The 16,916-nt window shown below is 70.9% G+C and carries 17 protein-coding genes; 5 read left to right on the top strand and 12 right to left on the bottom strand.

Translation table 11 applies throughout. From position 1 onward, the window contains the following. Positions 1 to 5: 5 nt before the first annotated feature. Positions 6 to 521, bottom strand: a complete 516-nt coding sequence (locus tag AC07FN_RS08095; protein ID WP_478394956.1) for a GNAT family N-acetyltransferase — start codon at positions 519 to 521, stop codon at positions 6 to 8. Positions 522 to 742: 221 nt separating this feature from the next. Between AC07FN_RS08095 and AC07FN_RS08090 the strand changes: the two genes are divergently transcribed. Next, complete coding sequence (locus AC07FN_RS08090; protein WP_478394955.1) at positions 743 to 1,693, top strand: TIGR03621 family F420-dependent LLM class oxidoreductase; 951 nt, start codon at positions 743 to 745, stop codon at positions 1,691 to 1,693. Positions 1,694 to 1,856: 163 nt separating this feature from the next. On the opposite strand, the gene AC07FN_RS08085 is transcribed toward AC07FN_RS08090, so the two are convergent. Beyond that, positions 1,857 to 2,597, bottom strand: a complete 741-nt coding sequence (locus tag AC07FN_RS08085; protein ID WP_478394954.1) for a TetR family transcriptional regulator — start codon at positions 2,595 to 2,597, stop codon at positions 1,857 to 1,859. 132 nt (positions 2,598 to 2,729) lie between these two features. Between AC07FN_RS08085 and AC07FN_RS08080 the strand changes: the two genes are divergently transcribed. Together AC07FN_RS08080 and AC07FN_RS08075 are read left to right on the top strand one after the other, a co-directional pair. Next, positions 2,730 to 3,887, top strand: coding sequence for an acyl-CoA dehydrogenase (locus AC07FN_RS08080; RefSeq protein ID WP_478394953.1), 1,158 nt, complete (start codon positions 2,730 to 2,732; stop codon positions 3,885 to 3,887). Positions 3,888 to 4,030: 143 nt separating this feature from the next. Continuing rightward, on the top strand, positions 4,031 to 4,462 hold the full coding sequence (locus AC07FN_RS08075; protein ID WP_478394952.1) for a DoxX family protein: 432 nt from the start codon (positions 4,031 to 4,033) through the stop codon (positions 4,460 to 4,462). 3 nt (positions 4,463 to 4,465) lie between these two features. Here the strand turns inward: AC07FN_RS08075 and AC07FN_RS08070 are convergent, their stop codons facing one another. Continuing rightward, positions 4,466 to 4,939, bottom strand: coding sequence for a YkvA family protein (locus AC07FN_RS08070; protein WP_358491429.1), 474 nt, complete (start codon positions 4,937 to 4,939; stop codon positions 4,466 to 4,468). A 122-nt stretch (positions 4,940 to 5,061) separates the two neighbouring features. Between AC07FN_RS08070 and murJ the strand changes: the two genes are divergently transcribed. After that, complete coding sequence (gene murJ, locus AC07FN_RS08065) at positions 5,062 to 6,687, top strand: murein biosynthesis integral membrane protein MurJ (RefSeq protein ID WP_478394951.1); 1,626 nt, start codon at positions 5,062 to 5,064, stop codon at positions 6,685 to 6,687. Positions 6,688 to 6,690: 3 nt separating this feature from the next. Here murJ and AC07FN_RS08060 read toward each other — a convergent pair whose 3' ends face one another. The 4 genes from AC07FN_RS08060 to AC07FN_RS08045 form a co-directional block, all read right to left on the bottom strand. Beyond that, entirely contained in the window at positions 6,691 to 7,416 is a 726-nt protein-coding gene (locus AC07FN_RS08060) for a type 1 glutamine amidotransferase (RefSeq protein WP_452612390.1), read from the bottom strand. Further along, a complete protein-coding gene (locus tag AC07FN_RS08055; RefSeq protein ID WP_478394950.1) occupies positions 7,413 to 8,747 on the bottom strand; it encodes a MurT ligase domain-containing protein in 1,335 nt (444 codons plus the stop codon). Before AC07FN_RS08055 ends, AC07FN_RS08060 begins: the two co-directional genes overlap by 4 nt. Positions 8,748 to 8,810: 63 nt before the next feature. After that, on the bottom strand, positions 8,811 to 8,987 hold the full coding sequence (locus AC07FN_RS08050) for a hypothetical protein (RefSeq protein ID WP_478394949.1): 177 nt from the start codon (positions 8,985 to 8,987) through the stop codon (positions 8,811 to 8,813). Positions 8,988 to 9,560: 573 nt separating this feature from the next. Beyond that, on the bottom strand, positions 9,561 to 10,205 hold the full coding sequence (locus AC07FN_RS08045; protein ID WP_478394948.1) for a LysM peptidoglycan-binding domain-containing protein: 645 nt from the start codon (positions 10,203 to 10,205) through the stop codon (positions 9,561 to 9,563). 569 nt (positions 10,206 to 10,774) lie between these two features. On the opposite strand from AC07FN_RS08045, the gene AC07FN_RS08040 reads away from it, so the two are divergent. Then, on the top strand, positions 10,775 to 11,410 hold the full coding sequence (locus AC07FN_RS08040) for a DNA alkylation repair protein (protein ID WP_478395001.1): 636 nt from the start codon (positions 10,775 to 10,777) through the stop codon (positions 11,408 to 11,410). 110 nt (positions 11,411 to 11,520) lie between these two features. Here the strand turns inward: AC07FN_RS08040 and AC07FN_RS08035 are convergent, their stop codons facing one another. From AC07FN_RS08035 to AC07FN_RS08015, 5 genes are all read right to left on the bottom strand, one after another. Next, positions 11,521 to 13,863: an FtsX-like permease family protein gene (locus tag AC07FN_RS08035; protein ID WP_478394947.1), complete on the bottom strand. Its 2,343-nt coding sequence runs from the start codon at positions 13,861 to 13,863 to the stop codon at positions 11,521 to 11,523. Further along, positions 13,860 to 14,570, bottom strand: coding sequence for an ABC transporter ATP-binding protein (locus AC07FN_RS08030; protein WP_478394946.1), 711 nt, complete (start codon positions 14,568 to 14,570; stop codon positions 13,860 to 13,862). The genes AC07FN_RS08035 and AC07FN_RS08030 overlap by 4 nt, the downstream gene beginning before the upstream one ends. Continuing rightward, on the bottom strand, positions 14,567 to 15,091 hold the full coding sequence (locus AC07FN_RS08025; RefSeq protein ID WP_478394945.1) for a PadR family transcriptional regulator: 525 nt from the start codon (positions 15,089 to 15,091) through the stop codon (positions 14,567 to 14,569). The genes AC07FN_RS08030 and AC07FN_RS08025 overlap by 4 nt, the downstream gene beginning before the upstream one ends. Positions 15,092 to 15,157: 66 nt before the next feature. Continuing rightward, a complete protein-coding gene (gene nrfD / locus AC07FN_RS08020) occupies positions 15,158 to 16,057 on the bottom strand; it encodes an NrfD/PsrC family molybdoenzyme membrane anchor subunit (protein ID WP_478394944.1) in 900 nt (299 codons plus the stop codon). Further along, on the bottom strand, positions 16,054 to 16,914 hold the full coding sequence (locus AC07FN_RS08015; protein WP_478394943.1) for a 4Fe-4S dicluster domain-containing protein: 861 nt from the start codon (positions 16,912 to 16,914) through the stop codon (positions 16,054 to 16,056). Before AC07FN_RS08015 ends, nrfD begins: the two co-directional genes overlap by 4 nt. Positions 16,915 to 16,916 lie beyond the last annotated feature (2 nt).

The raw sequence follows: 16,916 nt of genomic DNA, 5'->3' as shown, positions 1-16,916 counted from the left end.
CCCGATCAGCGGCGGAACTCGTAGATCGCGCTGACACCCGAGTCCGATGGATCATCGGACTCCAGGTCTCGCTCCTCGATCAGCTCGAACCCCGCTCGCTCCAGCGCCCGGCGGGACGCCTGGTTGTCCGCCTGCGGCACCGCGACGATCGCCTCGACGTCGTCGTAGAGGCCGAACACCAGCTCCGTGAACGCCGCGATCGCCGACGAGCCGACACCGAGCCCGCACCGGCCGGGCATCCCGATCAGGTAATCGACGCCGGCAGCCGCCGGAATCCCCACGAGCGCGTCCCACTCCGGTTCGTCCGCCATCCGGTAGCACTGGATCATCCCGACCCGCTCCCCGGCCACGTTGATCACGAAGCAGCGCGCCGGATCCATCCCGTCCACGGACGGGCCGTACTCCTGCTCCACCAGGTCCGCGGTCGGCTCCGCGCCACGCCACCACTCCCGCACGTGCGGGGCCGACAGCCAGCTCTGCAGCAACCCGAAATCCTGCCGTGACAACGAATCGAAACGCACCGACCCGATCATTCCCACTCCCCGATTCACGAAAACCATTGCCGAGCAAGGCTAGAGACGCCGGCTCCCGCTTCCTAGTGGTTTTTTCGGCAGGCGACGGTAGGTGTCGACGCCGTGTTTTATTTCATTCAATACTGAAACAATAGATTTTAATGATATGAGACGTTCGCCGAGTGCTGAACCCCTGGTGGTCGTCCCGGGCATGCCGCAGCATGATCCCCATGACCGACTTCCGCTTCTCCTACAACATCTTCGGGCTGGAAGAGCCCGCGGCCTTCGCCGAGACCTGCCGCCGCGCCGAGCGGTACGGGTACGACGCGGTGTTCGCCGCCGACCACCTCGGCATCGCGTCCCCCTTCCCCACCCTCGTCGCCGCCGCGCAGGCCACCGAGCGGCTCCGGGTCGGCACCCTCGTGCTCAACGCACCGTTCTGGAACCCGGCGTTGCTGGCCCGCGAGATCGCCACCACGGACGTCCTCACCGGCGGGCGCCTCGAAGTCGGCCTCGGCGCCGGCCACATGAAGTGGGAGTTCGACGAGGCGGGCATCGAGTGGGAACCGTTCGGCAGCCGCGCCGAACGACTGCGGGCGACCATCGACGAGCTCGGCCTGCTGTTCGCCGCGGACGGCTACGAACAGCAGGCGGCCATGCGCGAGAACTTCGGCATCCCGGTCCTGCGCCCCGTGCAGCGCTCCGGATTCGGCGGCTACGGGCCACCGCTGATCGTCGGCGGCACCGGCGACCGGATCCTGCAGATCGCCGCCGAATCCGCGGACGTCATCGGCATCGCCGGGGCTTTTCAGGTCAAGGGCCAACCGCCGGGAACGCTGCGCATCGGCACGGCGGCCGAAGCCGACGAACGGGTCCGCTACGCCCGCGAACGCGCCGGAGATCGCGCCGATCGCGTGCAGTGGCACGCCTTGACGCAGGTGGTCGTGATCACCGATGACCGAGCGGCCACCGCCGAGAAGCTCCTGGAGCGGTACGGCTCGATGATGACCGCCGACGAGCTCCTGGAAACGCCGTTCGCCTTCATCGGCAGCGTCGAGCAGATCGCCGACCAAGTGCTCCGCAACCGCGAGCGCTACGGCTTCACCTACTACACCGTGCACGGCCCGTACATGGACGCCTTCGCGCCGGTCATCGAGCGGCTCCGCGCGATGACCGGCTGAGCCCCACGCGCGGCGAAGTCCACAGCGGGCTTCTCCCCTTGCCGCTGTGTCGTCGTGCGGTTCGGAGCATGAATTTCATTTAACACTGAAACAATAGATCTAATCGATATTCTTTGGTCGTCACGCTACCGTCTTCGATCTGACACTGAGTGCCGAACTGCCGCTAGCGGATGTCCCGCAGCGCCTCTTCGAGGTGCTTGAGGACGACACCCGCAGGCGCCGCAGTCCGCACCACGCCCACCACGACGTTCTCCCCCGCCTCGACGGAATCGTCGCGGCCCCACTGCCCCGACATCGCTACCGTCACCTGCTGCAGCGCTTCGCGCAGCAGCGCCTTCGCGTCCAGCGCTCCCCCGCTCTTCAGCCACTGGCGGAGCACGTGGTTGTGCGCGGCGACCACCGCCGAGGCCACCACCGCGGCGCGCAGATCGCCGCCCGGCTCGTCCGCGTAGCGGCCGCGCAGGTAACGCGCGAACACCCGCTGGTAGCGATCGATGCTGGCGATCTCCTTGTCCCGCAACGCGGAAACCTCTCGGGTCAGCTCGAACCGCTTCAGCGACACCTCCGGCTCCGCCAGGTACATCTCCAGCACCACCTCGGCGGTCCGCCCGAGCACCGCGAGCGGATCGGCCGCCGGGTCGGCGGCCGCCAGCAGCTCGACCACCTCCGCCAGCCGCTCGTCGTGGCCGGGGAAGACGACGTCCTCCTTGGACCGGAAGTACCGGAAGAAGGTGCGCCGGCCGACACCCGCCGCCTCGGCGATCTGGTCCACAGTGGTCGCTTCGAAACCCTGCACGCCGAACAGCTCCATCGCGGCCAGGGCCAGGGAGCTGCGCACCCGCCGGCGGCCGTGCGGGGTGCGGCCGGAACGGGTTCTGGGAGCCGGAGTCGGTGCCTCGGACATGGCCGGAATATAGCACCGGCCACGATTGCTAGTGGCACTCAGTGCCGTTACGATGGTGGCACGAACAGGGGTCCGCCGGCGCGGACCGCGAGGACTACCCGGCCGCGGAGCCGGGGAATTAGGAGGCACCCGGTGGACCCGAGCTTCGGCACCTACCAGCTGGCCGAGGAGCACGAAGCACTGCGCGAGGCGGTGCGTGCCCTGGCCGAGAAGGAGATCGCGCCGTACGCGGCCGAGGTGGACGAGCAGGAGCGGTACCCGCGCGAGGCGCGCGACGCGCTGGTCAAGGCGGGCTTCGCCGCCGTGCACGTGCCGGAGGCGTACGACGGACAGGGCGCCGACTCGGTCGCCACCTGCATCGTGATCGAGGAGGTCGCCCGGGTCTGCGCCTCGTCGTCGCTGATCCCGGCGGTGAACAAGCTCGGCACCATGCCGATCCTGCTCTCCGGCTCCGAGGAGCTCAAGAAGAAGGTGATGCCCTCGATCGCCAACGGCGAGGCGACCGCGTCCTACGCGCTGTCCGAGCGCGAGGCCGGTTCAGACGCCGCGTCGATGAAGACCCGCGCGCGCCTCGACGGCGACCACTGGGTGCTCAACGGCAGCAAGTGCTGGATCACCAACGGCGGCGAGTCCAAGTGGTACACCGTGATGGCGGTGACCGACCCGGACAAGGGCGCCAACGGCATCAGCGCGTTCGTCGTGCACGCCGACGACCCCGGGTTCGTGGTGGGCCCGAAGGAGAAGAAGCTCGGCATCAAGGGCTCGCCGACCGTGGAGCTGTACTTCGAGGACTGCACGGTCCCGGCCGACCGGATCATCGGCGAGCCCGGCACCGGCTTCAAGACCGCGCTGCGCACGCTGGACCACACCCGGCCCACGATCGGCGCCCAGGCCGTCGGCATCGCGCAGGGCGCGCTGGACCAGGCGCTGGCCTACGTCAAGGAGCGCAAGCAGTTCGGCAAGGCCATCTCCGACTTCCAGGGCGTCCAGTTCATGCTGGCCGACATGGCGATGAAGGTCGAGGCCGCGCGCCACATGGTCTACGTCGCCGCGGCCCGCGCCGAGCGCGGCGAGGCGAACCTCGGCTTCATCTCCGCCGCCGCGAAGTGCTTCGCCTCCGACGTCGCCATGGAGGTCACCACCGACGCGGTGCAGCTCTTCGGCGGCGCCGGCTACACCCGGGACTTCCCGGTGGAGCGGATGATGCGCGACGCCAAGATCACCCAGATCTACGAGGGCACCAACCAGATCCAGCGCATGGTGATGGCCCGCTCCCTGCTCAAGGGCTGATCCACCGGGTTGGGGGCCGCGGGCCGGCCCCCAACCCTCCTGCCCGGCGAGAACTCCGCCGAGATGACTGCGACGCGGCCACCCACCAGACTTGAGGTGGGGCCGCGCCGCCAGCGGGGTCGACGCAGGACAGGAGGCACGTCATGCACGTCGTTCGTGATTTCTTCGCCTTCATCGGCCGGCTGGGCATCGGGATCATCCTGATCGCGCACGGATGGCAGAAGGTCGTCGACTACGGGCTCGGCGCGGTCGCCCAGAGCTTCGCCGGCATGCAGATCCCGTTCCCGCAGGCGTCGGCCTGGTACGCGGCCCTGGTCGAACTGATCGGCGGCGTGTTCCTGATCCTCGGGCTGCTGCTGCCGCTGGTCGGCGTCCTGGTCGCCATCGACATGGCAGGCGCGGTCCTGCTCGTGCACCTGCCCCACGGGCTGTTCTCCCCCATGGGCTTCGAACTGCCGCTGGCAATCGGCGTCGCCGCGCTCGCACTGGGCTTCAACGGCGGCAACTGGTCGATCGACCACGGTCTATTCCGCCGCCGTCGCACTCCCACCGAACCCGCCCCGACGACGACCTGAGGACTACTCGGCGTCCGTGCCGGACCGCTGCTCCCGGGCGGCGAGGAAGTTGCCCGCTTCGGCGTACAGGCTGGTCAGCAGCCAGGTGCCGACGCCGATGTCGTCGCCGATGCCCAGCAGCGGCAGGAAATCCGGGATGAAGTCGATCGGCGACACCACGTACACCGCGGCCAGCAGCCAGAGCGCGAGCTGGTAGCGCGGCAGCACCGGATTCCGGCCCCGCGCGGTGGAGGCGATCATCGACGGAACCGCGCGGGCCCGCCGCAGCGGGCTGCCCACCGGCGCCACCCGGTGCGCGCGGACCGCCGCCCGCAGCGGGAGCCGGCGGCGAGCGGCCGCGACCGTTCCGGCGACGAGCATCCCGAGCCCCGCGGCGATCAGGCCCACCGGCAGCAACCAGCCGCCCGCCATGTCGCCGCCGCTGACGATCGCCACGACCACCCCGGCCACCAGCAACAGCCCGCCGATCACGATCATCGCAGCGCCTCCCCCGTCCACGTCGGTGTGATCAGGTTGCCATGGGACGAGCGGTCGCGAGGCGGCGGCCGGATTTTCATGGCACGGTCGGCGCAGGTGGGACCGGAGAACTGGGGAGTGTCGTGGTCGAGCAGGCCGATTCCAGCGTGCGCGGCACTTCGCTGGCCCGGGCCAGCGCGGCGATGGCGGTGGCGACCACCGTCAGCCGGGTCAGTGGCCTGCTGGCGAAGGTGCTGCTGGTGGCCGTTCTCGGGCTCGGCATGGTCAACGACTCCTACACCGTCGCGAACACCCTCCCGACCGTGGTCAACGAGCTCCTGCTCGGCGGGGTGCTCACGAGCATCGCGGTGCCGCTGTTGGTGCGGGCGCAGCAGGAGGGCACCCGGCAGGGCGATGCCTACGCGCAGTGGATGATCACCATGGGTGGGGTGCTGCTGATCGCGGCCACCACCGCCGCGGTGGCCGCCGCGCCGCTGCTCACCGAGCTCTACCTCGGCCCCGACACCCGGGCCAACGCCGCGCTGACCACGGCGTTCGCCTACCTGCTGCTGCCCGGCATCGTCTGCTACGGGATGTCCGCGCTGCTGCAGGCGATCCTCAACGTGCGCGGCGTGTTCGGCATCCCGGCCTGGGCCCCGGTGCTCAACAACGTCGTCGTGATCACCACAGTCGTGGTGTACGCGCTGGTGCCCGGCGAGATCTCGGCGCACCCGGTACGCATGGGCGAGCCGAAGCTGCTGATCCTGGGCATCGGCACCGCGCTGGGCATCGCGGCCCAAGCGGCGACCATGGCCGTTTCGCTGCGCCGCAGCGGTTTCCGGTTCCGCTGGCGGTGGGGCTGGGACCGCAGGCTGTCCGAGTTCGGCGGGCTCGCCGGGTGGGTCGTGCTCTACACGCTGGTCAGCCAGGCCGGCATGGTGGTGATCACCCGCGTCACCGGGCAGGGCACCACCGGTAGCGTCGCGACCTTCAACTACGCCTGGCTGCTGTCGCAAGTCCCCTACGGCGTGCTTGGCGTCTCGCTGCTCACCGCGCTGATGCCCCGGATCAGCCGCGCGGCCGCGGCCGAGGACACCGCAGAGTTCGTCGCCGACGTGTCGTTGGGCAGTCGGCTGAGCGCCGTGCTGCTGATGCCGATCAGTGCGCTGCTGGCGGTCGCCGGCGGCGCGATCGGCGTGGCGTTCTTCTCGCTGGGCGCCAGCGATGTCGCGGCGGCGGACCGGCTCGGCTGGGCGCTGGCGGCCGCCGCGCTGGGCGTGGTCCCGTTCGCGATCACGATGCTGCAGCTGCGCGCGTTCTACGCGATGAAGGACGCCCGCACGCCCACCTGGATCAACGTGATCATGGTGCTGGTCCGCAGCGTGCTGTGCTACGTCGCGCTCGCCGTGCTGGATCCGCGCGATCTCGTCGTCGGCGTCACCGGCGCGATGTCGGTGAGCTTCGTGATCGGCGCGATCGCCGGCCAGATCTGGTTGCACCGCAGGGTCGGCCCGGTCCAGACCCGCCGGACCCTCGCCGGGATCGGGCGCGCGATCGCCGCCGCCCTGCTCGGTTGCGCCTGCGGGCTCGCCGCCCTCGCCGGACTGCGCAGCGCGTTCGGCCCGTTCGGGCCGGTCGCCGACGCCTGGTTCTCGCTGGTGGTGCACACGGTGGTGGTGCTGGCGGTCAGTTTCGGCGCGCTGGCGCTCTTCCGCGCCCCGGAGCTGCGACCCGCGGTCGACCGGCTGGCCCGGATCTTCCGCCGTTGACGGTCACTTGCGGTTGCGGACGTGCGGCCGGGTTCGTTCGGCGCGAAGCGCGCGCAGCTCCGGAGGATCGGGCAGCGGCTCCAGGGGTTCGCCGATCGCCCATTCCAGCAGCAGATCGGCCAGCTTCGGATTGCGCGCCAGCACCGGTCCGTGCAGGTAGGTGCACACGACGTGCCCGCGGACCGCGCCTTCGGCATCGTCGTGACCGTTGCCGATACCGCGCGTCACCCGGCCCAGCGGCTGCGAGCCGGGGCCGACCCGGGTGCGGCCGAGGTGGTTCTCGAATCCGGTGAGCATCCCGACGCCGCCCAGGGTGGACTGCGTCGTCACCTCGCCGATCGCGCGCCCGCTGCCCGGCTCGGTGGCCGCGTCGACCACGCCCAGGCCGGCGTGCTCCACGCCGTCGCCGGTGACGAAGCTCGTCCCGAGCACCTGCAGGCCACCGCAGATGCCCAGCACCGGGGAGCCGCGTTCCACCGCGCGCCGCAGCCCGGGACCGCGGTGCAGGAACCGGACCGCGGCCACCTGCGCGACGTCCTCCCCACCGCCGATCAGGTACAGGTCGCAGGACTCCGGCACCGCGGCGGAATCGGAGAGCACCGTCACCGTCTCGCTGTCGATGTTGCGCCACTTCAGCCGCTGCGCCAGCACCAGCACGTTGCCCCGGTCGCCGTACGTGCCCAGCAGGTCGGGCAGCACCAGCGCGAGCCGGACGCGGTCGCGCATCATCGCCTGCTCCTGGTCACGAGGTCGCGGAAGGCGGTGTAGTTGGCTATCACGTCCGGCACGCCGGTGGCCGACCCGGCCAGCGCCTCGTCCACATCGGACGACACGGCGCAGGGCACCTCGGCGTAGCGCAGCCGCACCGCCAGATCCAGCGCCCGGTCCCCCGCCACCCGGACCGGCCGGTCGCGCAGCACCTCGAAATCCACGTCCCACAGCCAGGAAACGTCGTAGCCGTCGGCCTCCCGGCTGTTGACCACCAGCACCAGCGGTGCGTCGCCACCGTCGACGAGGTCGAGCATCTCCAGCCAGCTGGCCGGATTCTTCGCCAGCAGCAGCCGGGCGTCCCGCCCGGCGAGCCGGACCGTCTGGTACCGGCCGGCGGCCTCCGAGATCCGCCCGATCCGGGCCAGCGACGCGTCCTCGTCGCAGCCGAGGTGCAGCGCCGCGGCCAGCGCGAACGTCGCGTTGACCCGGTTGACGTGGCCCGGCAGCGACAGCGCGAGCTCGTGGTGGGAACCGTCGGCGGACACCGCGCCGGTTCCGGTGACCGTCCACTCCGCGGCGGGACGCGCCAAGCCGCAGGCGCAGCGCCAGTCCCGGTCGGTGTCGCCGATGAACGCGCCGCAGCTCGGGCAGTTCAGCGCGTCGTCCTTCCAGCGCACGCCACCGGAGATCCAGGTGACCGCGGGATGACCGGCGGCGGCGAAGACGATGTTCGGGTCGTCCCGGTTCGCGATCACCTGCGCGCCCGGCGCCTGCGCCAGGGCGCGCCGCAGGCTCGCCGCGACGGTGCGGATCTCGCCGACCCGGTCGAGCTGGTCCCGGCTGAGGTTGAGCAGCAGGATCACGGCCGGCTCGAACTGGTCGGTCACCTGCGCCAGGTGCAGCTCGTCGACCTCCAGCGCGGCGAACGGGGCGTCCGGCCTGGTCATCAGCGCGGCGACGTGTCCGTCGAGCATGTTCGCGCCGGTGCCGTTGCTGACGGCGGGAGCCTGCGAGCGCAACGCCTCGGCCACCATCTGCGTGGTCGTCGTCTTGCCGTTCGTCCCGGTGACCATCACGACACGCCGCCCGATTGCCAGCCTGCGCAGGGCTCTCGGTTGTACGCTCAGCGCGAGTCGGCCACCGATCATCCCGCCGCTGCCCATGCCGAGCCGCCGCGACATCGACGCCGCCAGCCGCCCCAGATCGACGGCGATGGCGGTGCGCAGGTCTTGGCGCTGCGCCCTGCGCATCGGCGGTGCCGGGACGACCCGCCAGCTCTGATCGGCCGGCCGGTCTGCGGTCGGGGCGCGCTCCGCCGCCTCCCTCGAGTCCCGCGTGGTGTCGGTCATCCGTCCCTCCCCCCTCGGCGCCCGCACACGCGCGACACGCCTAGGTCAGCTCCGGATGACGCGTCACCACCACTGGGCCGCACTCGGGCGCGCCGTCCGTCGCTTCTTCGCCAGTGTGGCGCGCGTTCGGCGAAACAGCGCGACGATCAGCAGCAGGGCACCGGCGGCGATCGTCGTCGGGCCGACCCAGCCGCCCAAGGCGGTCACCTCCACCAGCGCGGCGTAATGACCTGCGTCCATCTTGCTCTCCCCCTTTCCTGCGGCACGTGCCGTTTCCCGCACCGAGCGCGGCCGGGCTTGATCACGAGAATGATCGGGGCAACGGGCGATGCGACCGGTCCCAACATGCCGATGAATCACCCTGCCGGGCAGCATTCATCCCGAGTGATGATCGGAAGACACGGAACGTACAAGGCGAGTGACGGGGCGCGCGTCCGGACCGCGTGCCGAATTCGCCTCGGGCACGCGGAATTCGAGGTGCCAGCGACGATCGGACGATGTGGACACTTCGCCCGATCGGGTTTGAAAACTCAACACGTTCGGCGATCAACGGAACGGTCATTAGGCTCGGGAAGCACTCCGACGGTCCCGATCGAAGGGAGCCCGCCGTGACCGAAGTCCTGGTGCTGATCCTGATGTCCGGCCTCGCCCTGGGTGGCGTCAGCTGGACCGCGTGGGACATCCGCAGCGACCTGCGCCGCCGCAAGCTGAAAGGAGCCCGTTCCCCGCGCCTCGACCGGAAATGCAAGGGACCCCGCCGGAGAGAGGCAGGCGGGGTCCCTTGCTGTCGCCCGGTCACGCGGACCGGACGGGTCACTTCACGGTCAGCTGCTGACCCGGGAAGATCAGGTTGGCGTCGCTGACGACGCCGTGGTTCTTCTCGAAGATCGACTGCCAGCTGACGTCGAACTGGGCACCGATCGAGCTCAGCGTGTCGCCGGCCTGCACGGTGTAGGCGCCCTCGACCTGGACGGTCTTCTTGACCTCGGTCTTCTTGGTCGCGGTCTTGACCTTGGGCTTGGTCTCCGTCTTCGGAGTGGTCTTCTTCGTGGTGGTCGAAGAGACGCTCTGGTTCTGCAGGCCGCCACCGGCCGTCAGACCCGCCTTCTTCGAGCACACCGGCCAGGCGCCCGGGCCCTGCTTCTGCAGCACGCGCTCGGCGACCGCGATCTGCTGCTCGCGGCTGGCCTGCGAGGCGTTCGAGGCGTAGCTGGTGCCACCGTAGGCGGCCCAGGTGGACTGGTTGAACTGCAGGCCGCCGTAGTAGCCGTTGCCGGTGTTGATCGACCAGTTGCCACCGCTCTCGCACTTCGCGACGGCGTCCCAGGTGGACTGCGACGCGGCGTTGGCCGGCAGGGCCAGGGCGAACGGGGCGGCGACGACCGCGCCGGCGAGGGCGACCCGCGCGACGTTGCGGCCGGTGGTGGACTTGCGGTGCTTGCCTCGGGAGCTAGCCATGTTCTTCGTCTCCAGCGACGCCTGCGCTGACGCCAGGGGCGGCGATCGACGCGGCCGAGACTGCTCGGCCGGGACGCCGGGTTCGCCGTCGTCGTCAGGCCCCTGCCCTGATGCACGTGTCGGGGGTCGGAAGGGCCCGCTGGGCAGGGTTCGGCGAAGCGGACTTCCGGTCTTGCTCGTCGGCTCGGGGGCGCCGACGAGGGGCCACGCTACGTAGCCGGAAACCGAGGACCAAACCATCAGCGAGTGGCCATCGTCATAGAAACATCGACAAGATCGCCGCGATTGCTGGGTTTTTCCAGCTCATTTCTTGATCGACGATGAGCTCATTGCCGAAAATCCAATCACCCACGGTGAGACATGAGCCACGACTCACCCTATTGAGTGCTCACAGAGCGTCCCCGAACGCATTCGATCAGTTCACATGGACACACCGAAAAGACCGAGCAAAGGCTTTGCGGCTCGTCCGAAGAGACCGAATTGCCCGGCGCGACATCCCTTGCCTCGTAGGCTGATCCCACACGGATGGACAGGAGGCCGAGGTGGCTGAGACGTCGGTGGCCGAGGTGATGGCCGAGCTGGCCGCGCTCGAGGACCCGAAGGCGCGCAAGGTGAACGAGAAGCACGGTGACGATCACGGCGTGAACCTCGGCAAGCTGCGCGCGCTCGCGAAGCGGCTGAAGACGCAGCAGGAACTCGCGCGCCAACTCTGGGAGACCGGCGACTCCGCGGCGAGGCTGCTGGCGACCCTGATCTGCCGCCCGAAGGCGTTCGAGCGTGCCGAGCTGGACGTCATGCTGCGCGAGGCGCGCACCCCCAAGGTGCACGACTGGCTCGTGAACTACGTGGTGAAGAAGAGCTCGCACGCCGAAGAGCTGCGCCTGGCCTGGTCCGCCGATCCGGATCCGGTGGTCGCGAGCGCCGGCTGGGCGCTGACCACCGAACGCGTGGCGAAGAAGCCCGAGGGCCTCGACCTCGCGGAGCTGCTCGACGTCATCGAGGCGGAGATGAAAGGCGCCCCGGACCGCCTGCAGTGGGCGATGAACAGCTGCCTGGCCCAGATCGGGATCAGTCATGCCGAGCACCGCCCCCGTGCACTCGACATCGGCGAGCGCCTGGAGGTGCTCAAGGACTACCCGACCCCACCGAATTGCACGTCACCGTTCGCGCCCATCTGGATCACCGAGATGGTGCGCCGCCAGTGAGACGATTTCATTCAGCACTGAACTAATAGAGTAGACAAACGCTACGATGGGCGCCTCCGCCGATGTCAGCGGGAGGCGCCCATCCACTCGGGACTACTCGCCCGGCGGGGTCACTCGGTACGGAGGCCCGTCGGGTGGGCGGCTCGGCCGAGCGCCGGGAGGGTCAGGGCCGTTACGACGAGGACCGCCGCTGCCGCGAACGCGAAGAGGCCGAGCATGCCGGGCAGGTCGAAGACGATCTGCCCCCTCCTCCCGCTGTTCGTGGCCACCGCCGTCAGCGCCCCGAGCAGCATGCCGACAACCGTCGCCAGCGCCGTTGCGACGAGCATCGGCACCGCGTTCTGCAGGAGTTGCGACCACCACTGGGTTCGCCTCGGGACACCCACCGCCGCGAGCACGGCCAGCGGCCTGCGCCGTTCCTGGATCTGCTCGGCAGCCGAGACGAACAGGCTGCACCCGATGAGCGTGAAGGTGAGCAGCGCGCCCGCCAGCAGCGCGGCGCGGATCGCGACCAGGGCCGACTCCTCGCTCGAGGCCGTGCCCCCTCCGCTCGCCGTCGTGATCGAGGCGCTGTAGTCGACGAGGTGCGCCGCGGCGATGTTGCGGAAGCGCTCGTCCAGGTCGTTCGGGGCCGCCGGGTTGAGGCGGATGTCCACCTGCAGGTGCTGGACATCCGCCGGAATGCCGGCGGCTGCGGCCGGGGTCAGCACCATCGCGATGTCGTAGTCGGCGAACCCGACCGGCGCGGACGCCGGCCGCACCGACTCCGGCACGTTCCAGGCCGGTGGTGGCGTGCTGGAGCGGAACTCCAGTCCGTACGGCGATTCCGCCAGCTCGACGCGCTCGGCGGGCCGCAACGGGCTGCGGCCGGGCGGGGCGAACGCGTCGCCGTCCCGGCAGTCCGGCACCTGGAGCAGCCGGGCGATCTGCGCGCAGTCGGCGATGAGCAGCCCAGCGCTCGCCCGGTCCTGCCCCGTGACCAGGGCAATCGTCGCGACCCGCACCTCGTCGACTCCGGGCAGCGATCGCACCTCCTGCTCGATCCGCCCGATCTCGGCGGGATCGGCCGGTCGTTCACCGGCGATTCGCCCGCTGGCCGATGCCGCTCGCACCGAGTCCTGCGAAGTGCCGCGGTCCGCGTGCTCGGTTTCGACCGTGGCCATCAGCGTCTGCAGGGCGATCACGCCGGCGACCACCACCGCGATCGCGCTGACCGATCGCGCGGCGGGACCGCTGGTCAGCTGCAGCCGTCCGATCGCCAGCTGCCACGCCGTCGGACCGCCTCGCAGGCGTCCGACCGCGCGCTCGACGCACCACGGCAGCAGCACCGGGATCCCGACCAGCACGAGCACCGCGGAGACGACGAACAGCGGCAGGTCGTCCACGCTGTCCAAACCCATGGTGACCGCCAGCAATCCCAGCAGGCCGAGTCCGAGCGGCACCAAGCGCCAGCCCAGGCGACGCCGCCGCGACACCGTCCGGCGGGTCACGTCCAGCGGGTCGGCGATGGTGTGCGTCAGCGAGCCGATCGTGACGGTGACGGCGACGGCCGGGATGCCGACGGTCACGAGCGCCGCGAGCCACCACACCGGGTTGATGTCGAACGCGAAGACGGCGGCCTCCGCGACGGTCACTCCGCTGGCGAACGTCCGTCCGAAGAGGAACAGCGCCCAGCCCAGCACGACGCCCAGCACCGCGCCCGCCAGCGCTTCGCCCGCTGCCATCCGGCGAATCTGCTCGCCGCTGGCACCGACCAGGCGCATCGCCGACAGCCGGCGCTGCCTCGCGGTCTCGGCCAGCCGCACGGTGGCCGCGACGTACACCACGATCGGCACCAGCAGCGCGGCCAGGCCGAGGGCGAGGATGAGCCACTCGCTGGTGGAGAACGTCGCGCGGCTGTGTCCGGGGGCCTCCCCGAAGTGGTCCAACACGCCGCTCACGTTGCTGCTCCGCGGCGACAGCGCGTCGGTTCCGGCGTAGAAGAAGAGCTCATTGGGTTCGAGCAGGCCCTCGGCGCCGACGACGCCGACCACGTTGGGGAACCTCGGCTGCAGCAGCGCGCCGCCCGGCCCGGAGAGGAGCTCCTGCAACGCCGGCGAGACCACCACCTCTCCCGGCCGCGGGTTCTGGTGCAGCCCGGGAGCCACCGGCCCGTCGGGGCGCTGGTTCTGCACCCACAGCCCCTGGACCCGCTCGTTGCGGAACTGCGTCGCGGTCTCCGCCACCAGCACCGAGGCGGCGTCCCCGGTGACGGCGCCGACACCCCACCTCGCGTCGAACCGGGCGTCGCGGGAGGAGGTGACGTTCGGGATCGATGCCGCCGCCAGCAGCAGTGCCACGCCGAGCCCGACACCCGCGGCGGTGACCACCAGCCGTCCCCACGACCGCCGGCCGGTCACCGCCAGGCGGAGCCCGAAGGCCAGGTCCCGCATCCAGTCCTGCGCAGTCGTCATCGGGCCACCCCGGTGAGCTGGGTGCTGCCGTCGCGGAGCACGACCTCCCGGTCCGCATAGGCGGCGACGCGCGGTTCGTGGGTCACCAGCACCACCGCCGCGCGGGCGCCCCGCGCGGCGCGCGTCAGCAACTTCATCACCTGCTCGCCACCGGCGGAGTCCAGCGCGCCGGTCGGCTCGTCGGCGAAGATCACCGCGGGCTCGGCGACCAGGGCCCTGGCCAGCGCCGCGCGCTGGCCCTGCCCACCGGAGATGTCGCCGGGGCGCGAACCGGCCACGTCGGCGATCTCCAGCTCTTCCAGCCACAACGCGGCCTTGGACTCCGCTTCGCGGCGCGCCACCCCGGACAGCCGCAGCGGCAGCGCCACGTTCTCGCGCACCGTCAGCTCCGGCACCAGCTGCCCGAACTGGAAGACGAAGCCGAACTCCTCGCGGCGCAGGGCGCTCCGCCGCTCGTCGGACAACGCCGTCAGCTCCGTGCCGCGGTAGCTGATCTGGCCCGACTGCGGCAGGCGGATGCCGGCCAGGCAATGCAGCAGGGTCGACTTCCCGGACCCGGACGCGCCCATCACCGCGACGATCTCCCCCGCCGAGACGGACAGGGACACGCCGCGCAGCGCCGGCGTCGGGCCGAAGGACAGGTGCAGGTCCGTGCCGCGCAGCAGCGGTTCGGCTGCGGGCGCCTGGGTCACCGCTGGTTCGGTCACTGGGAAACCTCCTGGGCGAGCGGTTCGAGGCGGGTCACGGCGAGTTCGAGCCACCGCAGGTCCGCCTCCAGGTGGAAGAGGGCGTAGTCGTGCACCAACTGCTCGCCGGGTTCGGCTCCGGCCTTGCGGCGGGTCAGTTCGCGCATGCGGGCCAGGTGGGCGCCGCGCTGGCGGTCGAGCACCTCCGTCGCGTCGCGACCGGAGCGGACGGCGAGGACGACCTTGGCGTAGAGCGTGTTGTGGAGTTCTGCCACGGGTTTCTCCGGAGTGGATAGCCACTCCTCGATCCGGCGCCGGCCGGCCTCGGTGATCGAGTAGCGCTTGCGGTCCGGTCCCCCGCCGGACTCGACTCCGTCCACTTCGACCAGTTCGTCCCGCAGCAGCCGGGACAGCGTCGAGTAGACCTGCCCGTAGGCCAGCGACTTGGCGTGCCCGAAGCTCTCGTCGTAGGCGCGCTTCAAGTCGTATCCGTAGCTGGGGCCACCTTCCAGCAGCCCCAGCAAGGTGAGACTGATCGACATGCCGGGAACTATACACGCGATGTATATAGCGAGTGTATAGATACCTGCATCAAGCGATTCCGCTGGTCAGGAGCGTTCGCGTTGCGGCACCACCGTGTACCGGGGATCCCGGACCGACGCACGACCGGCCTCGAAGACGGCGTACCGCGTCGCGGCGGCGGCCGCGGTCAGGCTCAACCCCGAGGCGATCGCGGCCGTCCGGCTGCGCCCGGCGAACAGCGCCGCTCCCGCGCCGAAGGCGGTCAGCGCCCGGGCAGCACGCCACACCGCGCCCGCGCGCCCCTGCCGGTAGACCTCGCCGACCAGCCCGATCCGCCGGTGCATGCGCTGCGCGGCGGCGAACTCCAGCGCCGCCCCGGTCATCGCCATCCGCCGCGCCGGGCCGGACTCGCCCGGCGCGGTGAGCATGCCGATCGCACCCGCGCTCGACACGGCGCTCCCGGCGAACAAGAACGGCAGCTCGCGGTACGCCTCGTGCCAGCCCGGGACCGCCGTGTCGGCCAGCAGCACCGCGGTGTAGGTCGTCATCGCGGGCGCGATCACCCCGGCCGTGGTGGCCGCCGCACGGCCCAGAACCGGGAGCCGCCCGGTGAGTTCGCTGGCCACGGCCGCACTGGACAACGCCGAGAACGGCGCCAGGATCCAGGACCCGACGCTCAGCGGCGAGGTCGGCTTCAGGACCCGGAGCATGTTCAGGAACCGCGCCGGGCGCCCGAGGTCGTGGATCAGCGCCCCGACGCTGGCCGTCGCGCCGACCGCCGCGGCCAGCCTGCCGGAGCGCGCCAGCCGCCGGTACCCGGCGAAGTCCGCGCACAGCGCCATCGCCGACGACGCCCCCGCCAGCCCGCCGAGGTAGAGGTACGCGGGAACGTCCGGGACCTTCCACACCGGCTGCTTGAGCACCGGGCGCCCGTAGTAGGACCGGAACTCCGCCTCCGGCACCATCAGCCGGTCGCCGCGCTTCACCGCCTGCCCCCGAGGAAACACCCGGCGATCACGGCCGCCGCGGTCAGCGCCGCGCCCGCCGCGTGCCGCCACATCGACGGCAGGTCCCGCGTCGTCACCACCGGGTCCGGTGGCAGCCCGTACACCTCGGGCTCGTCCAGCAGCAGGAAGAACGCGCCGTCGCCGCCGACCCCATCCGCCGGGTCGTGCCCGTAGAGCCTGGCCTCGGCGATGCCCTGTGCGTGCAGTTCTTCGACGCGCAGCTGCGCGCGGTCGCGGAGTTCGTCGAGCGGGCCGTACTGGATGGACTCCGTCGGGCACGCCGTCGCGCAGGCGGGCATCAGCCCCGCGCCCAGCCGGTCCTGGCACAACGTGCACTTGGCCGCGCCTCCGGTGTCCGGCCGCACGTCGATCACCCCGTACGGGCAGGCGGGCACGCAGTAACCGCAGCCGTTGCACACGTCGTCCTGCACCACGACCGTGCCGTACTCGGTGCGGATCAGCGCGCCCGTCGGGCAGACGTCGAGGCATGCCGCGTGCGTGCAGTGCTTGCAGACGTCCGAGGACATCAGCCAGCGGACCTGGTCCTCGCCCATGCCTGGCATGCCCAGGTCCACAGTGGACCCGTGTTGTTCGACGAAGGCCACGTGCCGCCACGTCGTCGCGCCGAGCGCACCGGTGTTGTCGTAGGACATCCCGGTGAGGTCGAGGCCGTCCTCGGGCAGCAGGTTCCACTCCTTGCAGGCGACCTCGCACGCCTTGCACCCGATGCACACGCTGGTGTCGGTGAAGAACCCGACGCGGTCGGGGTGGTCCGGCGGGTAGCCCGCCTCCCCCGCCGGGTCCGCCAGCGGTCCGCTCAACCGGTTCGATTCCACGC

Source organism: Saccharopolyspora sp. NPDC045941 (assembly GCF_056431445.1).
Note: the sequence above shows the minus strand (reverse complement) of the source record. Positions and strands in the feature narration are given on the sequence as shown.